The organism is Pseudomonas sp. W2-17, from assembly GCF_041060445.1.
Taxonomy (GTDB): Bacteria; Pseudomonadota; Gammaproteobacteria; order Pseudomonadales; family Pseudomonadaceae; genus Aquipseudomonas.
Window position 1 is genome coordinate 166904 of record NZ_JAUFNS010000009.1, and the last position, 19634, is coordinate 186537.

Below are 19634 nucleotides of genomic sequence, written 5' to 3' on the forward strand. Positions count from 1 at the left end.
CTGTGGTGCTGCTTCCTGACAGGCTTGGAATGATCAGTGCAGGTAGCACCAGGGGAGAACACCACTTATCGAACACAAAAAAACCGGCCTTGGCCGGTTTTTTGTTGCCTGCGTAAACCTTAATGTCTGGATGGCTCAGCTTCCAACTGCCTGGCAGCCACGACCCCGGAAGAACTGAGCTTAACGGGGTACTTCAACGTGCGATCCCCTTCAGCAGGTCGGTTAACGCACCCGTCGTGAATCAATCCGGCCGCCTGCAAATGCTCGAGGGTGTCTGCAACCGCATTCTCCCCTCGGTAGTTGTCCAGAACTTCCTTGCCCAGGCCTGCCGGGTGGGCATGCAGCAATCGGGTCAGGACTTCCTGCTTCAGTGCGTTATCGATGGTCATGTTTATCTCGCTTTGCTGGTGTGATGAGCGCTGCTTGTAAATTCCGACCACGTGAATCCGGGTTTGTTTGCAGTTTTCCTCGATCAGGTGCGTTTCCATTGCACCTGCGTGACGCCCAGGCCTTCGGCGTAAAGCAGCGCGCGTTTCACCGGCCCCGCGCAGATGTGGCCCTCGACGGCGCCCACCCCTGCGTGCAAGGTCGCAAAATGCAGCACGTCACTTTCGCAGAGATGATTGCCTTGATGATTGAAGTGCCGCGGCTCGCCCTGAAACCAGTAATGAATTTCAAAATCCTTATAGTCATTCATGGTGCTGGCCTGTAGGGGCGTGCGTTAACGCCGGCTGAATGAGGGGCTTGCTTCATGTACCTGACAGCCTGCACGTCGACTGCATCGGCATTGCTGTCACTTCATTTCGAGATCGATACAGGCTGATCAACTCTCAATGGCCTGGGACCGTAATGCATCTCTACCTGAGACGGGCCATCCGCAATCGGGTTGCGAAGCGGCCGACCGGCGCAGAATTGCACACCTTCACAAGGGTTTGAAATCGTTGGTCGATGGGCGGCCATGTGCCATATCGATATGGATATTCGCCATACATCCAGACGCGTTGACTGGGGATAACAGGGCGTTTTCGAGGGGATGCCGGGGATTAAACTTGCCCGCGAAGGTGAATGCTGGAGGGGTCGGAAATGTTTTGTGTGGAAAAGGCAAATTGATGGCCCGCTTCGGCCGGCTTTTCTGAAAAAATCCTTTTTTATCAATTGATTCCGGGATGAACGGGTATGCGCAGTGTGGGCGTGGCGGTAGTGGCGGTTTTTCTGGCAGCGGTGTCTGTGACCACGCAGGCCAAGGACCTCAGCAAGAACGACCTGCAGGTCTGCAAATGGGGAGCAGGTGTCGCGGGGGCGGCGCAGCAGTCGAAGCTCTCTGGCACCACCCTCTACAGCGCGCGCAAAAAACTGCAGAGCCGTAAGTTCGCCAAGCCGTGGATGAGCAAGATGGCGCTGGGCATCACGGAACAGACCTACAAAAGCCCATCGAAGCTGAAACCTGCCGCGGTCAAGCAAACCTACTACGAGGGCTGCATCCAGCACGACCTGGCGCGTAAATGACTGGCGGATTATTCGGCGTTAGACAGCCATTCAAGTCGCCTTCCACAGCGTGGCAGGCGACTTGAGTAGGGATCAGCGCGCGCTGCTGCGGATCAATGGCAGTTGCCGGCCAAATGATAATGCTGCGCTTCGGCAGCCGCCGGGCTGTTGAACTCCACCCGGTTTTTCTCGGCAATCGCGTTGTACGAAGGGCAGTCAGGACGGTGGTACACCATGGTCTTCTTGTTGCCGCGAATCGCCAGCGTCAGGTTGGCCGGGTTGCCGCCGGCACTCGCGGCAGGCTTCATCGGATTGCTTGCAGTGGCCGGTGCCTTGGCCGTCACGGCAGACGCCCCGGCAGTACCGTTGCCACCGCTCAAATTGGCGCTGAGGAAAATCGGTGCATGGTCGGACACGCTGTCACGGCCCTTGGCGTGGGTCACGCCGAGGAATGTCGGGTAATCGAACACCTCGACCTTGTTCACCCGGATCGCCGACTGCTTGCTGATGAAGATGTTGTCGTAGAGGTTGGCGAATTTACCGTCCTTCGTCGACAGCGTGCTCGCGCCATCAAGTACCAGCGGCCTGGCGCTGCTGTCGAGCTTGTCCCACGCGGGCGAGTTGGGCGGGGTGTTGAAGTCGCCCATCAACATGATCCGGTTGTTGCCCGGGTAGGTTTCCTGCAGCCAGGTCCAGTAATTGGACAGCGCGACGATTTCCGAAGCACGGTCCGCCTGGTTCTTGCCATACAGGATGTGCACGGTGGCCACGACAAAATTCTTGCCGTCCTTGAGCGAGCGGAACTGCGCAGAGTAGGGCTCACGCTCGAAGGTGTCGCTGCGGTCCAGGTAGCTCACGGCGCCGTCTTCATACGCAACGGCATCATCCCGCCAGACGAATCCGTACATTTCCTTGTAGGAAGAGCGGCCCACGGCATGGGACGCCATTGAGCTCCAGTGCTTGCCGGTTTGCCGGGTCAGCTCCTTGGCCAGGGCCTCCAGCGCGTCTTCGCTCATCAGCTCCTGCACCGCGAGAAAGTCGACTTTCTGCGCGACTTTGGCGATGCCCTGAAAGTCCTTGTTCGGGCGCACGCTCAAGTGCTCCAGGTTCCAGGTGCCAATGTTGACGTCAGCGCAAGCGGTTTGCAGGAAAGTGAAAGACAAAAGCAGAGCGACACAAAATCTGAGCATGTTCATCCAACTGGGTTATTCATCGAGGGAGTTTGATTCGGGGTGCAGCGGTGGCGGGTCGATGGCCGTGAGCTGTGCGCCTGCGGCCACCCCTGCCGTCGCGGGGATGTCTGGCCATGACCTCGGCCTCAAGGACGCCGGCAGGTCAATCTTCCTTGGGCACGGTCCAGAAAATCTGCACACCGCCGTCGTCCCGCCAGGCCAGGGTCACGTTGTCGTTCTCGTCGATCTCTTCCAGTAACTGTTTCCAGTCGTCTTCGAGTTCGTCCGCAAGCCGGAAAATCAGTGCCGCGCGGGCTTTCTGTGCGCTCTGCGAGTTGATGATTTTCTGCACCCGCATGGCCATGCGCTCGTAGTGCCCTGGCGATGCTGCGGTTGACGCGTTGGTGTCAGACACGACGTGACCCTCCTGTTCGCTGTATGCGCATACAGTATTTGAGTGTCGGACGTTTCGCAACAGCGGATCGGACAAAAACCTCCTTTGACCCAAGTCGCTGATTTTTCGGTTGATTGTCCGGGGTTGCGAACCAAAGTCGATGGCGCTGATCTGATCTGCTAGATGACGATTCAGCGTTTGAGCGCATGACGCTCGAGCCCTACACACCAGGAGGCTTTTATGAAGATTCAATCATTGCTGATGCCGGTCGCGTTCGCCTGTTGTGCAGCGTTGGCGGGTTGCTCTACGTCGACCGTGGTTACCTTGCAGAACGGCACGCAGTACGTGACCAAGGATGCGCCGAAGACCAAGAGCAAAGACGGCTTTTATGAGTTCGAGGACATCTCCGGCAAAACCATCCGCGTGCGCGCTGACGAGGTAGCCACCGTCAAAGAAGAGGACTGAGCCACGCCGGAGGGCCCGGCTGGCATGGCCGCCGGGCCCACGCTCTGTGCAAATTCATCCCGATCTGAATGGAACGTCTTCGCATTGCCGTCGCTCTAAGCGAGGCTTTCTGCTCACGATATTTCCTCTCAGGCCCTAATTATGGATACCCCACCCAACACCGGGTTCAGCGCAGAACCCCTGCGTTTCCTTGCCAACGGCGGTGCGGTCGGTGATCTGCTTCAGTCCCCATTGATGGACGGCTTGCCCCTCGGCGCGCCCTCTGACTGGCCGGACAGTCTGAAGGCCCTCATGGGCACGATTCTCCCTGTGCAGGCGCAGATTGTGCTGTTTTGGGGACCCGAATTCGTGGCGCTCTACAACGACGCCTATGCGCCGAGCATCGGCGAGAAACATCCCCGCGCCCTTGGCCGGCCTGCGGTCGAGAACTGGCGCGAGTTGTGGGACGACCTCGAGCCGCTGCTGCGCGGCGTGCGGGAAACCGGGCAAACGTTTGCTGCCACGGACCGTGCCTTTTATATCGAACGCCACGGCTACGGCGAAACCGTTTACTTTGACGTCTCCTATTCTGCGGTACACCAGAGCGACGGGGCCGTGGGCGGCGTGCTCTGCGTTGTGACCGAAACCACCGAGCGCGTGCATTTCGAACGTCGTCAGGCACTGCTGCTTGAGCTGGGCCAGGCCTTGCCGTCCATTCGCGACCCCGAGCAGATCGAAGCGGACGTCATCCGGCGTATCGGGCGCGAACTGGGCGCCGCCCGAGTCCACCTCGCGGAGGCTGACGAGCAGGGCGACTTCGTCATTCGCCGTGAATACCGGCAGGGTGACGTGACGACCCGATCAGGGCTGATCGCCGTCAGCGATGACAGCTGTTCTGCGTTGCGCCAGGGCGTTACCGTGCAAGCGGCGATGAAGGCTGATGCCGTTCTGGCTGACCCTCGCGACGTTGCTCTTCAGCAGGACCACACAACGAGTCTGGCCGTGCATGTGCCGTTGATGCGCCATGACGTCCTGGCCGGCGTGTTCACTGTTGAGTTCGACGGGCAACGGGTCTGCAGCCCCCATGACATTCACATCATCGAAGAAACAGCCAAGCTGGGCTGGCAATGGATCAACCACACGCGGGCTGAATCGGCGCTGCACGCCAGTTCCGCGCAACTGGCCGGGATGTTCGAACAGGCAGGCGCCGGGATTGCGCTGTGTGATCACCGAGGCGTTTTTCAGCAGGTCAATGATCGCTACTGCGACATCATGGGGCTGCAGCGCCGGGCCATCGACGGCCGCTCAATCCTCGATCTACAGAACGACCTCGCACCTGACACGCAGTCGATGTTCCATGAGAATTTCTTGACCGCCGAAGCGCCCTTCGAGCTGACCCAGCACCACGTGCGCGCCAACGGCTCCGTGGTGTGGGTGCAGACCCACGTGACGCCGCTGCTCGACGCGGAACAACACCTCAGTGGCTTGCTGTTCGTTTGCGTCGACATTACCGCGCGCGTGGGCGCCGAACATCAACTGATCGAGCTCAACGAAAGCCTCGAACAGCGCGTTGCCACCATGGTGTCCGAGCGCGAGGCGGCCATTTCGCTGCTGCACGAGTCGCGCAAAATCGAGATGGTCGGTCAGCTCGGCGGCGGCATCGCCCATGACTTCAATAATCTGCTGACGCCGATCATGACCTCGCTGGAGTTGCTGCGGCGCCAGCCGGTCAGCAATGACCGTTCCCATCGGCTGATCGACGCCGCACTGCAGGCCGCAGATCGCGCGCGAATTCTGGTCGGCCGTTTGCTGACTTTCGCTCGCAGGCAGACGCTCAAGCCTCAGGTGGTGGCGCTGGACAGCCTGGTCAACGACATGCGTGACCTTATCCAGCGCTCGCTGGGTCCGACCATCGAAGTGATCGTTGAGATTCCTGCCGATCTGCCCAACATCCTCATCGATCCCCATCAGCTTGAACTGGGCGTGCTCAATCTCGCGGTCAATGCCCGGGACGCGATCGCCGAACGCGGCTACCTGAAAATCAGCGCGCGCCCCGAGGTGATTGCCGACAGTCCGGGGTTGGGCCCGGCGCCGGCGCAGGGTTGTTACGTCAGGCTGACAGTGTCGGATAACGGCAGCGGCATGACCGAGGAAGTGCTGCAACGCTGCGTCGAGCCGTTCTACTCAACCAAAGGCGTCGGCAAGGGCACCGGTCTCGGATTGTCGATGGTGCAGGGGCTGGTGCTGCAATCGGGCGGTGGTTTTGATATTCAGTCGGCGCCGGGTCTCGGCACGCGCGTTGACATCTGGTTGCCCGTGTCGAGCGCGGATGTGCTGGCACCGGTAGAAGGCGAGGGCGACTCGGCGCCCGCCGCGGATCACCCTTTTCACGTGCTGGTGGTGGATGATGAGGAACTGGTCCGCTACACCGTTGCGCTGCAACTGCGTGACCTGGGCTATCGGGTGACCGAAGCGGCGTCGCCGTCCGCTGCCGAGCAGATGGTCAGCGCCGGGTTGCGGCCGGACGTGCTGATCACCGATCAGTTGATGGCCGAGAAAAGCGGTACCCAGCTCGCGTTGAGTCTGCGCGAAGTCCTGCCTGCGCTGCCGGTGCTGGTCGTCACGGGGTACACCAGCGATTCGTCGACGCAGATTGCCGGTTTCGAGATGCTGGCCAAGCCGTTCAGCCGCGCTGACATTGCGTCGAAAGTGGCGCAGGTGATCAACGACCGGAAAGCACCGGCATTGATCAGCGAGCAGGCCGGTCACGGCTCTTGATGGGGTGAGCCCTTCACGCCGCGCCCTTCATGCCACGTGCTGCATGGCATGAAGGGTGGCTGCTTCGCCTAAACGGCTCGGCCGATGGCCTGTTCGTAGCACGACAGGAAATACTGCCACTGGGACTCGTCCCAGAATGAGTGCCTTCTGAGTTGCGGAATGTCGTGACGCGCCGCGCCCAGGGTGGTGATCCGGCCGTGGGATTTTTCCAGATCCAGCAGCGCCAGCTCAAAATCAAATCGCGTGTCGGTGACCGTCGCCTTGATGAAGATGTGCTTGGAGCGCATGCAGCCATGCTGCCACTTGCCCAGGTGCATCTTTGCCAGGGTCTCGGCCAGACGCTTGAAGAGTCGCTGATGTTGCTCGACGCTCAAGGTGCTGGCACCGCCCTGGGCATACCAGGTATCAAGATCGATGAAACCGCCCAGATCCTTGGTCACCAGAACGCCTTGCCATACACCGGCAACCTTGCGTGCGCCATAAAAAACCGGTCGTGGTGCGTTGACGCCCAGTTCCTCGAGTTTTGTCAGCGCAATGCCCTCACGCAGTGCAGTCGGGCGGCCTGTGGGGTAACGGAAGCTGCGAAACAGGTGGCCCGTCTGGCGTTTCACGTAAAGCGTCTTGCCGTCATGCACAACGCGTTGCACACCGCTGGTGCCGTTGCGGCGCACGTTTGGTGGCTCGACCCAAGGCCCCGACGTGCCCCACCAGAACTCAAACTCGTTGTTTGCCCGACCCATCATGCGCTCCGAATACTGTAGAAATCTTGCTTGTGCAGCGACTGCCATGTTGCAGTGCGAGCCCCTCTGGCCGTCGCGGGCCTGATTAGTTCACTGCCGCTCAAGGATATTGGCGAATGGCCATTTTGAAGGCGCCCAGCTTACTGGCTTGGCGGGTTCATTAACCAGTCAAACCTGCGGCATTTCCGCCATCCAGCAGACCGTACATGCCGCTTTTGTCTGGTTACGCCGCCAGGCATTCGCGTTGAATGACCCTTGGGACGTGTCCTTCGTGAGCCGCCTCATGCCCGTTCGTCCCATTCCTGTGAAACTCGCGGAATTGCTGGAACCCGGCGACATCCACCGTGCATAACTAAATAAGGAAATTTGCCATGATCTCCACACTTGAACTTTGCCATATCGTCGAATCAGGTTTTCTGCCTGCCAAGTGCAAATGCACCATCGATGCCAACGATCAAATAATGGTGCAGATTTTTGACCGCGAAAGGGGGCATGCCGATCTCTTGGCCGGGGGTATCCCGGTCAGCTCGCTCAACTCCAGCCGCGCCATCGCCAACCTCATTGCCTCGCTCAAAGAAGACTTGAAGCTCCATTCAGCCAGCCGACGTCCGACCGCCCATCAGGAACGTGCGTGACGTAAGCGGCACAACTGATCATTCCTTTCTATCCTCCGATTCAGGGTGCAGGCCACCAGCGCTGCAACGGTGATCGGAGGAGCAGGGCAACACACGGCCCGCCTCTTTTCACCGCTTTGCACAGTTGACAAATCCCTGATCGGTTCCCATAGTTTCGCTCACGCAAACGTTTGCGATTCCGTCGATGCTTCCCCTGACGCGTAAACGCTGCCGATAACAACAATCATAATGTCGGAGTGATTCCATGAAGCTGCCATTCGCTGCACGCCTTCTTGCTGTTGCCATGCTTACCGCTTCCGCTGCAACCCTGCCTCTCTCATCCGCCTTTGCCGACGACGCTAAAAAGCCGACCGTCGCGCTGGTGATGAAATCCCTCGCCAACGAATTCTTCCTGACCATGGAAGACGGCGCGAAGGTCTATCAGAAAGAACATTCCGCTGACTTTGACCTGATTTCCAATGGCATCAAGAACGAGTCCGACACGGCCGCGCAGATCGACATCGTCAACCAGATGATCGTCAAGAAAGTCGACGCGCTGGTCATTGCCCCGGCCGATTCCAAGGCCTTGGCGTCGGTTCTGAAGAAGGCCATGGACGCGGGCATCAAAGTCGTCAACATCGACAACCAGCTTGACGCCGACGTGCTGAAAAGCAAGGGCATGGAAGTGCCGTTCGTAGGCCCGAACAACCGCAAGGGCGCCAAGCTGGTGGGCGACTACCTGGCCAAGCAACTGACCGCGGGTGATGAAGTCGGGATCATCGAAGGCGTGCCGACCACCACCAACGCGCAGCAACGCACTGCGGGCTTCAAGGACGCGATGGACGCTGCGCAGATGAAGATCGTTTCCACCCAGTCGGGTAACTGGGAAATCGACAAGGGCAACGCGGTCGCGTCCGCCATGCTCAACGAATACCCGAACCTGAAAGCGCTGCTGGCCGGCAACGACAGCATGGCACTAGGCGCGGTCTCGGCAGTGCGTGCAGCGGGCAAGGCAGGCAAGGTTCAGGTCGTCGGCTACGACAACATCAACGCCATCAAGCCGATGCTCAAAGACGGCCGTATTCTGGCCACCGCTGACCAGTTCGCGGCGCGTCAGGCCGTGTTCGGTATCGACACCGCTTTGAAGATGGTCAAGGGCGAGAAGCTCGAGATCACCAACGGCGTGATCGAAACCCCGGTCGAGCTGGTGACCAAGCCGCAATAAGCCGGCCTGGTTTTCAGCCAACACATTCCAAACCCGCAGTTTCCAAATATGTACCGCCTGCCCGTGAGGGCAGGTGCGTGGAGATCGTTATGTCAGCGTCTGCTCAGGCCGCTGTTCTATCTGTCAGTGGTATTGGCAAAACCTACGCCCAACCCGTACTCGGTGACATCGACCTGACGCTGATGCGCGGGGAAGTGCTGGCCTTGACCGGGGAAAACGGCGCCGGTAAAAGCACGCTGTCGAAAATCATCGGCGGCCTGGTCACACCGACCACCGGCCAGATGCACTTTCAGGGGCAGCCCTATCAGCCTGCCAGCCGCACCCAGGCTGAAAAGCTCGGCGTGCGCATGGTCATGCAAGAACTCAATCTGCTGCCGACGCTGTCGGTGGCGGAAAACCTGTTTCTCGACAACCTGCCCAGCCGCGCCGGTTTCATCAATCGCCGCAAGCTGCGTGAAGACGCGATCAAGGCCATGGCCCAGGTCGGCCTTGAGGCCATTGACCCGGACACGCTGGTCAGCGAACTGGGCATTGGCCATCAACAGATGGTCGAAATCGCCCGCAACCTGATTGGCGACTGCCATGTGCTGATCCTCGACGAGCCAACGGCGATGCTCACGGCGCGCGAGGTGGAAATGCTCTTCGAGCAGATCACTCGCCTTCAGGACCGTGGCGTTTCCATCATCTACATCTCTCACCGCCTGGAAGAGCTGGCCCGCGTTGCTCAGCGCATCGCCGTGCTGCGCGACGGCAAGCTGGTCTGCGTCGACTTCATGGCCAATTACAACAGCGAGCAACTGGTCACGTTGATGGTGGGCCGTGAACTGGGCGAGAAGATCGACCTGGGCGAGCGCAAGATCGGCGCGGTGGCGCTGTCGGTCAAAGGCTTGAACCGCTCCGACAAGGTCCGCGACGTTTCCTTTGATGTCCGGGCCGGGGAAATTTTCGGGATTTCCGGGCTGATCGGCGCCGGACGTACCGAGTTGCTGCGGCTGATCTACGGCGCGGACGTGGCCGACAGCGGCAGCATCGAAGTCGGCAGCCCGCTGCGCAGCGTGCAGATCAAATCACCGGTGGACGCCGTGGGTCATGGCATTGCCTTGATCACCGAAGACCGCAAGGGCGAGGGGTTGCTGCTGTCGCAATCGATCAGCGCCAACATTGCGCTGGGCAACATGGAAGCCATTTCCAGTGCCGGCGTGGTCAACGGCAACTCGGAGATCGCGCTGGCTCAGCGTCAGGTGGGCGCCATGCGCATTCGCAGTTCCAGCCCGACGCAACTGGTGTCGGAGCTGTCGGGCGGCAACCAGCAGAAGGTCGTGATCGGCCGCTGGCTGGAGCGCGATTGCCAGGTGATGTTGTTCGACGAGCCCACGCGCGGCATTGACGTCGGCGCCAAGTTCGACATCTACGCGCTGCTGGGTGAACTGACCCGTCAGGGCAGGGCGCTGGTGGTGGTGTCCAGTGATCTGCGCGAGCTGATGCTGATCTGCGACCGCATCGGCGTGCTGTCTGCCGGGCGTCTGATCGACACCTTCGAGCGCGACACCTGGACCCAGGATGAACTGCTTGCCGCTGCCTTCGCGGGCTATCAAAAACGTGACGCGCTGCTGTCTGAAGCCGCGCCCAGGATCGACTGATGAAAACTTCTACTTCTCCTGCCGCGCTGCCGTCTCCGGGCAAGCGCAGCGGCAACTACTTCGGCCTGGGCACTTACCTGGGGCTGGCGGGCGCACTGCTGGCGATGATCGTGTTGTTCTCGCTGCTCAGCGATCATTTCCTGTCGTACGAAACCTTCAGCACCCTGGCCAATCAAATTCCCGACCTGATGGTGCTGGCGGTCGGCATGACCTTCATCCTGATCATCGGTGGCATCGACCTGTCGGTGGGTTCGGTGCTGGCGCTGGCTGCCTCGGCGGTCAGTGTGGCCATGCTCGGCTGGGGCTGGGGCGTGTTTCCGTCGGCGTTGCTGGGCATTGCCTGCGCAACGGCGGCCGGTACGCTGACCGGCTCGATCACCGTGGCGTGGCGCATTCCCTCGTTCATCGTGTCCCTCGGCGTGCTGGAAATGGCCCGCGGCGTGGCGTATCAACTGACCGACTCGCGCACCGCGTACATCGGTGACTCGTTCGCGTGGCTGTCCAATCCCTTTGCCTTTGGCATCTCGCCGTCGTTCGTCATTGCCCTGATCGTCATCTTCGCCGCCCAGGCCGTGCTGACCCGTACCGTGTTCGGCCGCTATCTGATCGGCATCGGCACCAACGAGGAAGCCGTGCGTCTGGCGGGCATCAATCCCAAGCCTTACAAGATCCTGGTGTTCTCGCTGATGGGCCTGCTGGCGGGCGTTGCCGCGCTGTTCCAGATTTCGCGCCTGGAAGCCGCTGACCCTAACGCCGGCTCGGGCCTTGAACTGCAAGTGATTGCGGCGGTGGTCATCGGCGGCACCAGCCTGATGGGCGGGCGCGGTTCGGTGATCAGCACCTTTTTCGGCGTGCTGATCATCTCGGTCCTCGCGGCAGGGCTGGCGCAGATCGGCGCGACCGAGCCGACCAAACGCATCATCACCGGCGCTGTCATCGTGGTTGCAGTGGTCCTCGACACCTACCGCAGCAATCGCGCGCGGCGGCGCGGCTGACATGGCCACCATCAAGGATGTAGCGGCGATTGCCGGGATTTCCTACACCACGGTGTCACATGTCCTTAACCGCACCCGACCGGTCAGCGAAGAGGTGCGCAAGAAGGTCGAAGCCGCCATCGTGCAGCTCGACTACGTGCCCAGCGCCGTTGCGCGGTCGCTCAAGGCCAAGGCCACGGCGACCATCGGCCTGTTGATTCCCAACGGCATCAACCCGTACTTCGCCGAACTGGCACGGGGCATCGAGGATTACTGCGAGCGCAACGGTTTCTGCGTGATCCTCTGCAATTCCGATGACAACCCCGACAAGCAGCGCAGCTATCTGCGCGTGCTCCTTGAAAAACGCGTCGACGGCCTGATCGTGTCATCGGTGGGCGGCGGAGACAGCCTCGTCGAGGGCTTGTCCGCGGTGCGCACGCCGCTGGTCATCGTCGACCGCGATCTGGATGGCGTCACGGCTGATCTGGTGCGCATCGATCATGAGCTGGGCGCGTATCTGGCGACGTCGCATTTGCTGTCCCTGGGCCACCGGAAAATCGCCTGTATCTGCGGCCCGGCGCAGACCAGCGTGGCGAAGATGCGTCTGGCGGGGTATCACCGGGCGATGCAGGAAGCTTCGGTCGACGTGCCGGAAAGCTGGGTGGTAGAAAGCGATTTCACCGGGCCCAGCGGCTATCTTGCTGCGGTGAAACTGCTGGAGCAGGATCCGCCGACGGCGATTTTTGCGGCCAACGACATGGTCGGGATCGGCGTGTTGCGCGCTGCTGCCGAGCGGAACGTGCGGGTCCCTGCGGATCTGTCGGTCATCGGCTTCGACGACATCCAGATGAGCCAATACGTTTACCCGGCCCTGACCACCGTCGGCCAATCCATTCTGCAACTGGGCGAGCGTGCTGCCGAGATGCTGCTGCGGCGGATCTCCTCGCAGGGCGAAACCGCTGTCGAACACCTGGTCGTTGCGCCGAGTATCGTGCTGCGCGAATCCACAGCGCCTCCACCCCAGGTATTTACCGAATATCGTTAAGCCGAGCGCTTCGCCCGGTCTAGAAAGTGTTCTGAAGAGTAGACGTCATGCAAGCAAAAGTAGTGATAGTGGGCAGCCTGAACATGGACCTGGTGACGCGCGCGCCGCGTTTGCCCCGGGCCGGAGAAACCCTGGCCGGGCAGTCTTTCGTTACTGTGCCGGGCGGCAAGGGCGCCAATCAGGCGGTAGCGGCGGCGCGACTGGGCGCCAGTGTGGCCATGATCGGTTGCGTCGGCGATGATGCCTACGGCGAACAACTTCGCACTGCGCTGCTGGCCGAAGGCATCGATTGCCAGGCAGTCACCCGGGTCTCCGGCGAGTCCACCGGCGTCGCGTTGATCGTCGTCGATGACAGCAGCCAGAACGCCATCGTCATCGTGGCGGGCGGCAACGGCCACGTGACCGCGTCCGTGGTGGACAGCTTTGATGCGCTGCTGTCCGGGGCCGAAGTCATCATCTGCCAGCTTGAAGTGCCGCTCGACACCGTCGGCCATGTGCTCAAGCGCGGCCACGAATTGGGCAAGACCGTCATCCTCAACCCGGCGCCGGCCAGTGGCCCGCTCCCGGCCGAATGGTTCGCCTGGATCGATTACCTGATCCCCAATGAAAGCGAGGCCACCGCGCTGACCGGTTTGCCCGTCGACAGCACCGCCAGCGCAGACGCCGCTGCATCAGCACTGCTGAAAGCCGGCGTTAGCAAGGTGATTGTGACGCTGGGCGAGCAGGGCGCCCTGTTCGCCAGCGCGTCACGCTCCGAGCACTTCCCGGCGCCCAAAGTGCAGCCCGTTGACACCACGGCGGCAGGCGATACCTTTGTCGGCGGCTTCGCGGCGGCGCTGGCCGATGGCAAATCAGAATCGGACGCCATTCGCTTCGGTCAGGTCGCAGCGGCGCTGTCCGTGACCCGTTCCGGCGCCCAACCTTCCATTCCGACATTTGCCGAGGTTCAGGCCTCTGCGGCACAAGGGCATTCATCATGAAAAAAACCCCACTGCTCAACATTGCCTTGTCCCGCGCCATCGCGTCTCTCGGCCATGGCGACATCCTGATGATTGTCGATGCGGGCATGCCCGTACCGGCTGGCGTCGAGCTGATCGATCTGGCCCTGACCCACGGGGTGCCCGATTTCCTCAGCGTGCTGAATGTGGTGCTGACTGAAATGCAGGTCGAGAGTCACGTCCTCGCCGAAGAGATGCTGTCGAAACAACCGCCAGCGTTGGCCACTGTTTCGAGCTTGCAGGCCTCGGGCAGCCTCGGTGAGCAACGCCTGGTGAGTCATGAGGCATTGAAGCAGCTCAGCCGCGGCGCTCGGGCTATCATCCGCACCGGCGAATGCCAGCCCTACACCAACATCGCGCTGGTGGCGGGCGTGGTTTTTTAACACCGGTTTTTTATTTTCAGCCGTCAGGAACAAGGAGTTCCCATGAATACAACCCGTCATTTTTTCACCGGACTGATCAGGAGTGCCGCGCTGTTGGCCATTTTATCCGCCACGTCGGTTCATGCCGGCGAGAAGCGCGACGTGATCATCGACACCGACCCGGGCGCCGATGACGTCGTCGCACTGCTCCTGGCGCTGGCGTCGCCGCAAGAACTCAACGTCATGGCGATCACCACCGTGGCGGGCAACGTGCGCATCGACAAGACCTCGCGCAATGCCCGGCTGGCTCGGGAATGGGCTGGCCGTGAAGAAGTGCCGGTGTACGCAGGCGCCGGCAAGCCACTGGTGCGCACACCGATCTACGCCGAAAACATCCATGGCAAGGAAGGGCTGCCGGGCGTGGAAGTGCACGAGCCGAAGAAGCCGTTGGCTGAAGGCAACGCCGTGCAGTACCTGGTCGACACCCTGAAGAAAGCTGCGCCCCACAGCATCACCATCGCCATGCTCGGGCCGCAGACCAATCTGGCGCTCGCGCTGATTCAGGCGCCGGAGATCACAGAGGGCATCAAGGAAGTCGTGGTCATGGGCGGCGCCCACTTCAACGGCGGCAACATTACCCCGGTGGCCGAATTCAATATCTTCGCCGACCCCGATGCGGCGAAGGTGGTGCTGGCCAGCGGCGTGAAGCTGACCTACGTGCCGCTGGATGTCACCCACAAGATCCTCACCAGCGAAGCGCGCATCAAGCAGATCGATGGCCTGAACAATCAGGCTGGCAAGCTGGTCAGCGGCATCCTCAATGAGTACGTCAAAGCTGACATGGTCCATTACGGCCTGCCTGGCGGGCCGGTACATGATGCGAGCGTAATTGCCTGGCTGATCAAGCCCGAGTTGTTCAGCGGCAGGGAGGTGAATCTGGTGGTCGATAACCGCGAGGGTCCCACCCATGGCCAGACCATTGCCGACTGGTACGACACTCTCGCTCAGAACAAAAATGTGTTCTGGGTCGAAAACGGCGATGCCCAGGGCTTTTTTGACCTGTTGACTCAGCGCCTGGGTCTATTGAAGTAACAACAGTGCTGCGCTGCGTGGCCTCCCGCTGCGCAGTGCAACGCAACGAGAATGAAAACCGTGTCTATCGATCTCAATAATCCCGATTCCTTCACCCACGATGCAGTTCGGCAAATGATCGCGGCTGCACGGGACAGTGCGCACAACCAGCTGCGTGTCGGTCGCGACGGTCGTGCATGGATCTCCAGCGATGCGGTGGGTGGCGCGGACATCGGCGGACTGCTGTTTCGCCTGGAAACCTGGGCTGCCGGGTCAGGGTGCGTCGGCCCGGTGGCGGCCAGCGATGCCGTGTGGGTAACGCAGATCTACAACGCCCTTCGCGACAACTGGGCCAACCCCACTACCGATTACGTCGACGTTTATTGAGTCGCGCCCGCTTGTTCAACGCGTCCTGCGGGCGCCGCTTTAACGTTTTGTCACGATTTGGATGCGCCGGGCAGGTGATGCTTGGGGCAGACTCCTGCGCTGTCTTCAACAGGGCGCGTGTCCATGCCCTGGCCCGGACATGGCGAAACGAAGCCGCTGGACCGCTGTCGCAGAGGTTCTGCTTTAGATAAATGTTAGGAGGTTGTATGCCCTGGAAATACGCATCATCGGGTCTGGTGCTCGCCGCAGCGCTGCTGGCCGGTTGCAGCAGCACGTCGGAGTCCACGAGTCAGCCCGAGGAGAGCGTCGCCAGTTCCCCGGCCAGTTCCGCGGGTGGTTATGCGCGTTGTGATGCTGCAGCGGTGCAGTTCGCAGTGGGTAAGCTGGCGTCAGCGGCATTGCTCGATCAGGCGAAGGCCAAGGCTGGCGCGCAGACCGCCAGAGTGCTCGGGCCCAATGACATCGTGACACTGGAATACCGCTCGGACCGTCTGAATCTGAACACTGATGATTCAGGGACGGTAAACCGCGTCAATTGCGGGTAGCGTCACCGCAAAATGAAATCGCAGGCATAAAAAAACCCCGTCAGTGACGGGGTTTTTTCAGATCGCTGGGATTACTCCGCGCGAACCTGAGCAGCTTGCATGCCCTTTTGGCCTTTCTCAGCCACGAAGGAAACAGTCTGGCCTTCTTTCAAGCTTTTGAAACCGTCGGATTCAATGGCTTTGAAATGTACAAAAAGGTCGTCGCCGCCACCCTGTGGGGTGATGAAGCCGAAGCCTTTTTCATCGTTGAACCATTTTACGGTGCCGGATTGGCGATTAGACATGGTGTATCTCCAGGAACATAATTTTCAGTAGTGCTGTGTTGCTCAGGCCAACTGGGCACACGAGCGCTATCATAGTCGAATTGTGTGAATGCTGGACTTTTTCGATTAGAACTTTGCGTCAGCATCTTCGATATAACGCCCCAAATGGGCCCTGTAGGCCTGTTTAGCCCGGTCGGCGTGTTCAGCGGCAAACCCTTCTTCAACCCCTGAAACCCGCTGAATTCGCGGGCTTCAGGGTGTCGGTCGATAGGTCCTTCTTTACGCCCCGGTCTGGGGCATCAAGGAAATGTAAATTTTTTATTTTTTGCCATTCAGGCAATTTTTGCTCACCGCAGCCTGCAGACGAGAGGTCATATCGGTACTGGGAGGCGTCGTTTTGTCATTGAGTGACGCGATCTCCTTGTCCGAGAACTTCTGGTTGATCTGTTGAGCGCCGCACTCGCAGTGCGCTTTCACTGCATTGGCGTCCATCGATGGATTGCTCTGGGTGGCTGCGGTGGTGCATTCGTTCATGTAGCTGGTCTTGGTTTTCGCATCCATCGCGGCATGAGCGCTGAGGGGCAGTGTCAGGGCAAGCGGGGCGATAAGGGCGGCAACGCGTAGAAGCTTCATGGTGGATTCCTTTTTGTCGGTGGCCGTCGAGGTGTCAGGCCTTGAACAGGTACTACCGATAATCTGAGGCCCTTGAAGCGCACCAGTTCCGTGGCGCCGCTGCGTCTCGGTTCATTTGCCGATCCCCGTGCAGCACCCACCACCGTTTAGCTGACCCTGCCGTAACGCTGTGATAGCATGCGCGCCTGCAGATTAGCTCGCGTCTCGCGGGGCCCCGTTGCCCTGCTGCAAGTTCTGTCGATTTCGTAAGTTCCAGTCACTCTGGTTCGGTCTTCAGGTTGGCCTTCGGGCTCCTGCCACTGTGAGGCAGGCATACCACCGAATCGCGTACTGGCTCTATCCCACCCACGTGACCTTTGGTAGGGGTCACCACTAGGAGAGGAGGCGCCATGCCAACTATTACTCTTCCCGACGGCAGTCAACGTTCTTTCGATCACCCGGTATCCGTTGCCGAGGTCGCCGCCTCCATTGGTGCGGGCCTGGCCAAAGCCACCGTGGCCGGCAAGGTCAACGGTCAACTGGTTGATGCCAGCGACATCATTGATACCGATGCGAGCCTGCAAATCATCACCCCCAAGGATCAGGAAGGCCTGGAGATCATTCGTCACTCCTGCGCGCACCTGGTCGGCCATGCCGTCAAGCAGCTCTATCCGACGGCAAAGATGGTCATCGGCCCTGTCATCGATGATGGCTTCTATTACGACATCGCCTATGAGCGTCCATTTACACCGGACGACATGGCCGCGATCGAGCAGCGCATGCAGCAGCTGATCGAAAAGGATTACGACGTCATCAAGAAGGTCACGCCGCGTGCGGAAGTGATCGAAGTGTTCACGGCCCGTGGCGAAGACTACAAGCTGCGTCTGGTCGAAGACATGCCGAACGAGCAGGCCATGGGCCTGTATTACCACGAAGAATACGTCGACATGTGCCGCGGTCCGCACGTGCCGAACACGCGTTTTCTGAAGTCATTCAAGCTGACCAAGTTGTCCGGCGCCTATTGGCGCGGCGATGCCAAGAACGAGCAATTGCAGCGCGTTTATGGCACGGCGTGGGCTGACAAGAAGCAACTGGCGGCTTACATCCAGCGCATCGAAGAAGCCGAAAAACGCGATCACCGCAAGATCGGCAAGCGCCTGGGCCTGTTCCATACCCAGGAAGAAGCGCCGGGCATGGTGTTCTGGCACCCGAACGGCTGGACGCTCTACCAGGTTCTTGAGCAATACATGCGCAAGACCCAGCGCGAAAACGGCTACCTCGAGATCAAGACGCCTCAGGTTGTCGACCGCTCCCTGTGGGAGAAGTCCGGGCACTGGGCGAACTACGCCGAGAACATGTTCACCACCGAATCGGAAAACCGCGACTACGCGATCAAGCCGATGAACTGCCCTTGCCACGTGCAGGTGTTCAATCAGGGCCTGAAAAGCTACCGCGAGTTGCCGCTGCGTCTGGCCGAATTCGGCGCGTGCCACCGCAACGAACCGTCGGGTGCGCTGCACGGCATCATGCGGGTGCGGGCGTTTACCCAGGACGACGCGCACATCTTCTGCACCGAAGAACAGATGCAGGCTGAATCCGCCGCGTTCATCAAGCTGACCATGGCTGTCTATGCCGATTTCGGTTTCAAAGACATCGAGATGAAGCTGTCGACCCGTCCAGAGAAGCGTGTCGGTTCCGATGAATTGTGGGATCGCGCCGAGTCCGCACTGGCTGCAGCCCTTGACAGCGCTGGTCTGCCGTACGATCTGCAACCGGGCGAGGGTGCGTTCTACGGTCCGAAGATCGAATTTTCTCTCAAGGATTGCTTGGGTCGCGTCTGGCAATGCGGTACTCTGCAGCTCGATTTCAACCTGCCGATCCGTCTGGGCGCCGAATTCGTGTCGGAAGACAACGGTCGCAAGCACCCGGTCATGTTGCACCGCGCAATCCTTGGCTCCTTCGAGCGCTTCATCGGAATCCTGATCGAGCATTACGAAGGCGCCTTCCCTGCGTGGCTTGCTCCAACTCAAGCAGTGATCATGAATATCACTGATAAACAGGCTGATTTTGCCCTTGAGGTGGAAAAAACATTGGCGCAAAGCGGATTCCGTGCCAAGTCCGACTTGAGAAATGAAAAGATCGGCTTTAAAATCCGCGAGCATACGTTGCTCAAAATTCCGTATCTCCTCGTGATTGGGGATCGGGAGGTTGAAACACAAACTGTCGCTGTGCGTACACGTGAAGGCGCAGACCTTGGCTCGATGCCGGTCGCCCAGTTCTCGGAGTTCCTTGCACAAGCGGTTTCCCGGCGTGGTCGCCAAGATTCGGAGTAATTATTATTAAGCGTGAAATGAGACAAGATAAACGAGCTGCACCGAAAGCCCCGATCAACGAGAATATCTCGGCACGTGAGGTTCGTTTAATTGGGGCTGAGGGTGAGCAGCTTGGGATTGTGTCAATTGAAGACGCGCTTCTTAAGGCTGAAGAGGCCAAACTGGATTTGGTGGAAATTTCCGCCGATGCAGTACCCCCTGTTTGCAAACTGATGGACTACGGCAAATCGATCTTCGAGAAGAAGAAACAGGTTGCTGCCGCCAAGAAGAATCAGAAGCAGATCCAGGTTAAAGAAATCAAGTTTCGTCCAGGGACGGAGGAAGGGGATTACCAGGTAAAACTACGCAACCTGGTACGTTTCCTGAGTGACGGGGACAGGGCCAAGATTTCCTTGAGATTTCGCGGTCGTGAGATGGCCCACCAGGAGCTGGGGATGGAGCTGTTGAAGCGGGTTGAAGCTGACCTGCTCGAATACGGCTCGGTCGAACAGCATCCTAAGATGGAAGGACGCCAGCTGATCATGGTCATCGCCCCGAAAAAGAAGAAATAAC

The 19634-nt window shown here is 59.9% G+C and carries 22 protein-coding genes; 15 read left to right on the forward strand and 7 right to left on the reverse strand.

Features of this window, described 5'->3' with window-relative positions:
- Positions 1-119: 119 nt before the first annotated feature.
- Positions 120-389: a hypothetical protein gene (locus QWI20_RS13640; RefSeq protein WP_369305937.1), complete on the reverse strand. Its 270-nt coding sequence runs from the start codon at positions 387-389 to the stop codon at positions 120-122.
- Between the two features lie 83 nt (positions 390-472).
- Positions 473-697: a DUF6555 family protein gene (locus QWI20_RS13645; protein WP_369305939.1), complete on the reverse strand. Its 225-nt coding sequence runs from the start codon at positions 695-697 to the stop codon at positions 473-475.
- Positions 698-1176: 479 nt separating this feature from the next.
- Between QWI20_RS13645 and QWI20_RS13650 the strand changes: the two genes are divergently transcribed.
- A complete protein-coding gene (locus QWI20_RS13650) occupies positions 1177-1506 on the forward strand; it encodes a hypothetical protein (RefSeq protein ID WP_369305940.1) in 330 nt (109 codons plus the stop codon).
- Positions 1507-1598: 92 nt separating this feature from the next.
- Here the strand turns inward: QWI20_RS13650 and QWI20_RS13655 are convergent, their stop codons facing one another.
- Entirely contained in the window at positions 1599-2648 is a 1050-nt protein-coding gene (locus QWI20_RS13655; protein ID WP_369305941.1) for an endonuclease/exonuclease/phosphatase family protein, read from the reverse strand.
- A 172-nt stretch (positions 2649-2820) separates the two neighbouring features.
- Positions 2821-3072 (reverse strand): DUF1654 domain-containing protein, encoded by a 252-nt coding sequence (locus QWI20_RS13660; RefSeq protein WP_369305942.1) that lies wholly within the window; start codon positions 3070-3072, stop codon positions 2821-2823.
- 219 nt (positions 3073-3291) lie between these two features.
- Here QWI20_RS13660 and QWI20_RS13665 point away from each other — a divergent pair, with 219 nt between their 5' ends.
- The gene (locus QWI20_RS13665) at positions 3292-3516 is read left to right on the forward strand and encodes a YgdI/YgdR family lipoprotein (protein WP_037010898.1); all 225 of its coding nucleotides are present in this window, start codon (positions 3292-3294) and stop codon (positions 3514-3516) included.
- A 141-nt stretch (positions 3517-3657) separates the two neighbouring features.
- Entirely contained in the window at positions 3658-6273 is a 2616-nt protein-coding gene (locus QWI20_RS13670; protein ID WP_369305944.1) for a PAS domain-containing protein, read from the forward strand.
- Between the two features lie 68 nt (positions 6274-6341).
- Here QWI20_RS13670 and QWI20_RS13675 read toward each other — a convergent pair whose 3' ends face one another.
- Positions 6342-7013, reverse strand: coding sequence for a lipopolysaccharide kinase InaA family protein (locus QWI20_RS13675; RefSeq protein ID WP_346629870.1), 672 nt, complete (start codon positions 7011-7013; stop codon positions 6342-6344).
- A gap of 371 nt (positions 7014-7384) precedes the next feature.
- Here QWI20_RS13675 and QWI20_RS13680 point away from each other — a divergent pair, with 371 nt between their 5' ends.
- The 10 genes from QWI20_RS13680 to QWI20_RS13725 all read left to right on the forward strand — a co-directional run bounded on the left by QWI20_RS13680 (position 7385) and on the right by QWI20_RS13725 (position 15874).
- On the forward strand, positions 7385-7648 hold the full coding sequence (locus QWI20_RS13680; protein WP_369305945.1) for a DUF1652 domain-containing protein: 264 nt from the start codon (positions 7385-7387) through the stop codon (positions 7646-7648).
- Between the two features lie 244 nt (positions 7649-7892).
- Positions 7893-8852 carry a sugar ABC transporter substrate-binding protein gene (locus tag QWI20_RS13685; RefSeq protein WP_192171991.1) on the forward strand — a complete coding sequence of 320 codons (960 nt, stop codon included), beginning with the start codon at positions 7893-7895 and terminating at the stop codon, positions 8850-8852.
- Between the two features lie 89 nt (positions 8853-8941).
- On the forward strand, positions 8942-10492 hold the full coding sequence (locus tag QWI20_RS13690) for a sugar ABC transporter ATP-binding protein (protein WP_369305946.1): 1551 nt from the start codon (positions 8942-8944) through the stop codon (positions 10490-10492).
- A complete protein-coding gene (locus QWI20_RS13695; RefSeq protein WP_172613085.1) occupies positions 10489-11487 on the forward strand; it encodes an ABC transporter permease in 999 nt (332 codons plus the stop codon). Before QWI20_RS13690 ends, QWI20_RS13695 begins: the two co-directional genes overlap by 4 nt.
- A gap of 1 nt (position 11488) precedes the next feature.
- Positions 11489-12511 (forward strand): LacI family DNA-binding transcriptional regulator, encoded by a 1023-nt coding sequence (locus QWI20_RS13700; protein ID WP_369305947.1) that lies wholly within the window; start codon positions 11489-11491, stop codon positions 12509-12511.
- A gap of 47 nt (positions 12512-12558) precedes the next feature.
- A complete protein-coding gene (gene rbsK, locus QWI20_RS13705) occupies positions 12559-13491 on the forward strand; it encodes a ribokinase (protein WP_369305948.1) in 933 nt (310 codons plus the stop codon).
- Entirely contained in the window at positions 13488-13892 is a 405-nt protein-coding gene (gene rbsD, locus QWI20_RS13710) for a D-ribose pyranase (RefSeq protein WP_282373367.1), read from the forward strand. The genes rbsK and rbsD overlap by 4 nt, the downstream gene beginning before the upstream one ends.
- 42 nt (positions 13893-13934) lie before the next feature.
- A complete protein-coding gene (locus tag QWI20_RS13715; RefSeq protein ID WP_369305949.1) occupies positions 13935-14963 on the forward strand; it encodes a nucleoside hydrolase in 1029 nt (342 codons plus the stop codon).
- 60 nt (positions 14964-15023) lie between these two features.
- Complete coding sequence (locus QWI20_RS13720; RefSeq protein ID WP_369305950.1) at positions 15024-15329, forward strand: hypothetical protein; 306 nt, start codon at positions 15024-15026, stop codon at positions 15327-15329.
- Between the two features lie 206 nt (positions 15330-15535).
- Entirely contained in the window at positions 15536-15874 is a 339-nt protein-coding gene (locus QWI20_RS13725) for an I78 family peptidase inhibitor (protein WP_369305952.1), read from the forward strand.
- A 71-nt stretch (positions 15875-15945) separates the two neighbouring features.
- Here QWI20_RS13725 and QWI20_RS13730 read toward each other — a convergent pair whose 3' ends face one another.
- The gene (locus QWI20_RS13730) at positions 15946-16158 is read right to left on the reverse strand and encodes a cold-shock protein (RefSeq protein WP_065991529.1); all 213 of its coding nucleotides are present in this window, start codon (positions 16156-16158) and stop codon (positions 15946-15948) included.
- Between the two features lie 297 nt (positions 16159-16455).
- Positions 16456-16770, reverse strand: a complete 315-nt coding sequence (locus tag QWI20_RS13735; RefSeq protein ID WP_369305953.1) for a hypothetical protein — start codon at positions 16768-16770, stop codon at positions 16456-16458.
- A gap of 389 nt (positions 16771-17159) precedes the next feature.
- Here QWI20_RS13735 and thrS point away from each other — a divergent pair, with 389 nt between their 5' ends.
- Together thrS and infC are read left to right on the forward strand one after the other, a co-directional pair.
- Positions 17160-19082, forward strand: a complete 1923-nt coding sequence (thrS, locus tag QWI20_RS13740; protein WP_133771115.1) for a threonine--tRNA ligase — start codon at positions 17160-17162, stop codon at positions 19080-19082.
- Complete coding sequence (infC, locus tag QWI20_RS13745) at positions 19082-19633, forward strand: translation initiation factor IF-3 (RefSeq protein ID WP_172613086.1); 552 nt, start codon at positions 19082-19084, stop codon at positions 19631-19633. The genes thrS and infC overlap by 1 nt, the downstream gene beginning before the upstream one ends.
- Position 19634 lies beyond the last annotated feature (1 nt).

What these genes read in the sequence shown, in the direction of transcription:
- QWI20_RS13715 (WP_369305949.1), top strand. Translation starts at nt 13,935, where the DNA reads ATGAATACAACCCGTCATTTTTTCACCGGACTGATCAGGAGTGCCGCG.
- QWI20_RS13675 (WP_346629870.1), bottom strand. Translation starts at nt 7,013, where the DNA reads ATGGGTCGGGCAAACAACGAGTTTGAGTTCTGGTGGGGCACGTCGGGG.
- thrS (WP_133771115.1), top strand. Translation starts at nt 17,160, where the DNA reads ATGCCAACTATTACTCTTCCCGACGGCAGTCAACGTTCTTTCGATCAC.
- QWI20_RS13685 (WP_192171991.1), top strand. Translation starts at nt 7,893, where the DNA reads ATGAAGCTGCCATTCGCTGCACGCCTTCTTGCTGTTGCCATGCTTACC.
- rbsK (WP_369305948.1), top strand. Translation starts at nt 12,559, where the DNA reads ATGCAAGCAAAAGTAGTGATAGTGGGCAGCCTGAACATGGACCTGGTG.
- rbsD (WP_282373367.1), top strand. Translation starts at nt 13,488, where the DNA reads ATGAAAAAAACCCCACTGCTCAACATTGCCTTGTCCCGCGCCATCGCG.
- QWI20_RS13680 (WP_369305945.1), top strand. Translation starts at nt 7,385, where the DNA reads ATGATCTCCACACTTGAACTTTGCCATATCGTCGAATCAGGTTTTCTG.
- QWI20_RS13640 (WP_369305937.1), bottom strand. Translation starts at nt 389, where the DNA reads ATGACCATCGATAACGCACTGAAGCAGGAAGTCCTGACCCGATTGCTG.
- QWI20_RS13725 (WP_369305952.1), top strand. Translation starts at nt 15,536, where the DNA reads ATGCCCTGGAAATACGCATCATCGGGTCTGGTGCTCGCCGCAGCGCTG.
- QWI20_RS13700 (WP_369305947.1), top strand. Translation starts at nt 11,489, where the DNA reads ATGGCCACCATCAAGGATGTAGCGGCGATTGCCGGGATTTCCTACACC.
- QWI20_RS13650 (WP_369305940.1), top strand. Translation starts at nt 1,177, where the DNA reads ATGCGCAGTGTGGGCGTGGCGGTAGTGGCGGTTTTTCTGGCAGCGGTG.
- QWI20_RS13645 (WP_369305939.1), bottom strand. Translation starts at nt 697, where the DNA reads ATGAATGACTATAAGGATTTTGAAATTCATTACTGGTTTCAGGGCGAG.
- QWI20_RS13730 (WP_065991529.1), bottom strand. Translation starts at nt 16,158, where the DNA reads ATGTCTAATCGCCAATCCGGCACCGTAAAATGGTTCAACGATGAAAAA.
- QWI20_RS13665 (WP_037010898.1), top strand. Translation starts at nt 3,292, where the DNA reads ATGAAGATTCAATCATTGCTGATGCCGGTCGCGTTCGCCTGTTGTGCA.
- QWI20_RS13735 (WP_369305953.1), bottom strand. Translation starts at nt 16,770, where the DNA reads ATGAAGCTTCTACGCGTTGCCGCCCTTATCGCCCCGCTTGCCCTGACA.
- QWI20_RS13690 (WP_369305946.1), top strand. Translation starts at nt 8,942, where the DNA reads ATGTCAGCGTCTGCTCAGGCCGCTGTTCTATCTGTCAGTGGTATTGGC.
- QWI20_RS13670 (WP_369305944.1), top strand. Translation starts at nt 3,658, where the DNA reads ATGGATACCCCACCCAACACCGGGTTCAGCGCAGAACCCCTGCGTTTC.